Source organism: Aminobacter sp. P4_D5 (assembly GCF_056401815.1).
On record NZ_JBFUIP010000334.1, the window covers coordinates 1 to 2,343 of the forward strand.

General features: G+C 59.2%; 2 protein-coding genes and 2 pseudogenes. 2 read left to right on the plus strand and 2 right to left on the minus strand.

Going from position 1 to position 2,343, the window contains the following annotated elements:
* Window positions 1–193: pseudogene (locus AC1DWF_RS31570) on the minus strand (IS481 family transposase); the annotation flags it as partial.
* 468 nt (window positions 194–661) lie between these two features.
* Window positions 662–1,309, minus strand: a complete 648-nt coding sequence (locus AC1DWF_RS31575) for a site-specific integrase (RefSeq protein WP_476786884.1) — start codon at window positions 1,307–1,309, stop codon at window positions 662–664.
* 140 nt (window positions 1,310–1,449) lie between these two features.
* Here AC1DWF_RS31575 and AC1DWF_RS31580 point away from each other — a divergent pair, with 140 nt between their 5' ends.
* Together AC1DWF_RS31580 and AC1DWF_RS31585 are read left to right on the plus strand one after the other, a co-directional pair.
* Window positions 1,450–2,190, plus strand: a complete 741-nt coding sequence (locus AC1DWF_RS31580) for a class I SAM-dependent methyltransferase (RefSeq protein ID WP_476786885.1) — start codon at window positions 1,450–1,452, stop codon at window positions 2,188–2,190.
* 57 nt (window positions 2,191–2,247) lie between these two features.
* Window positions 2,248–2,343 (plus strand): annotated as a pseudogene (locus tag AC1DWF_RS31585) (IS481 family transposase); the annotation flags it as partial.

Here is a 2,343-nt window from a genome sequence, read left to right on the forward strand (position 1 = left end):
AGAGCACTGTCGATCTCGGCTCCCTCGGACCGGTCGGCAGATCGGCCACCGAAGTCCGCTCCCGCCATTTGGCGACGGTCTTCTGGTTGATTCCGTAGCGTTTCGCCAGCGCCCTCAGGCTCTCTTGACTATGCTGTATCGCTCGACGGACCGCCTCTGTCGTCGTGGCGCTCCCATGAAGAACCTGGCCCATAGTGCATCCCCTGTTTCGGCCAACAAGGATGCCCCATCAAAGCCTGGGATCAAACATCTAGTAGCCGCCGGTCTTCTGGGTAGTGGCTGTTTCCGCCGATGATCAGCAGCTTACCGGTCGGCATTGACGGTCTTTGCTGGCTACTGCACCAACCGCCGTAGGCGACGAGCTTCGGCCAAATGGCCTTATTCCGGTGGTTAAGCTTAAGCTTCAAGGGCGGATTGGAGCGCCGTATACGCAGACGGTCTTCCCAGAATTGACCCCCTTCGGCCCGACGGGCTCGCCCAACTTTTAAGCCCGTTCTCAATGCAAATCACATTCCCGCGCTATAGGAAGGCCGAGAGCAGAAGTAGTGCTGCTGATCGACGAGGCCGATGACTTACTCGAAATCCTAACGACCTCGACCGGCAGCACAGGCGGGCTTGGGGGCTGCCCTGAGGCCATAGCAATGGACCTTGCCCATTGTGCCTAGGCCCTCCCTGGCAATTTCACCGCCTCGACACAAGCCCTCAACTGGATTTCCGACGCACCCTCAGTGTAAGCGCCAAACGTGACGTCACTGCCCTTCTTGCCCGGTACGTGGCCAACAACCTCCTTGACCGTCTCGACGGCGTGGCCAGCGTGTCGCGCCTGAGTGATGAACCAACGCGTAGCCGAATGGAAGTTCACCAGCGACCGGCGCTGGCCCGCCCGCATGTCGTCGACGCCAAGGTGCTTGCGAAAACGGTTGAAGCACTTCCCTAGCCTGTCGCCGGAGTCGCGTAGGCTGGCCCCTTCGTGGAACAGCATTCGGTCCCTTGCTTTCGGTACGTCGCCGAACGTTCTCGACCAAGTCCGGGCGAACAGGAACCTTGCGAGCAGCGGACATGTCTTGCCCTGCTGAAAGTCAAATACGTCGTGGACTTCCTCGAACCCCAGCATGATAACCTCCGCAAGCCTCATCCCCGACAGCGCCGAAATACGAGGGACATCTTCGATCTGTTGCCGGTCTTCAGGCTCCATGCCTTTCGGCCACTCCGAATAGAGCAGGGTCCGCAATTCCTGTTCGGTGAACGCCCGCTCCTTGTCACGATCACCGCGCTCATTCGGCCTTCCCGCGTACCGTCGAGCACTCACCGAATATTGCGGTACTGCCAGGTTGTATTACTCGCTACCCGAATGGCTGTGTTGACGAGGAAGGCTGGTTTGGCTCGAATATTAGGGTGGGGACAAGTGCCGAACCTGTAATCCAGCTACGGGAAGGAGAGGGGAAAGCCATGCCAACGCCGCACAATTTTTCGGAGGGCGATGCGCCGATCGCGCTTCAGACATCGTTCTGGAACGGATGGAACGCCGACAATCGCGAGCACCAGATGAGTGAAGTCAGCGCCCGCCAAGCTGAAGTCATCTTGGGCTGGATAGACGATATCGGCCGAGAAAACCTCGACATACTGGACGTCGGCTGCGGCAGCGGCTGGTTCGCGCCCGCACTTTCGCGCTACGGCAAGGTGACGGCGACTGACCTTTCCGACGATGTGCTGAACCGCGCAGCGAAGCGGTGGCCGCATGTGACATTCACACCGGGCGATTTCATGGCCCTGGATTTTGGCAAAGCGACGTTCGACGTCATCGTGACCCTTGAGGTCCTGTCCCATGTCTTCGATCAACAGGCCTTCATCCGCAAGCTTTCCAGCCATCTGCGGCCTGGCGGACATTTGATGCTGGCAACACAGAACCGACATGTTCTCGAAAAATACAACGCAATTCCCCCGCCTGCCCCGGGCCAGTTGCGCCGCTGGGTCTACCAGCACGAACTTGCTGACCTCCTGGCGCCTGAATTCGAACCGCTGCACCTGTTCACGGTGTCGCCGATCGCACGCAAAGGCATCATGCGGCTGGTCAACTCCTGGAAGCTGAATGCTCCCGTCCGCGCTGTTTTTGGCAATCGCGTCGAAAGGATGAAGGAACGCATGGGATTCGGGTGGACATTGATGTCGCTGTCGAGGAAGCGCGCCTAGATGTTTGATCCCAGGCTTTGATGGGGCATCCTTGTTGGCCGAAACAGGGGATGCACTATGGGCCAGGTTCTTCATGGGAGCGCCACGACGACAGAGGCGGTCCGTCGAGCGATACAGCATAGTCAAGAGAGCCTGAGGGCGCTGGCGAAACGC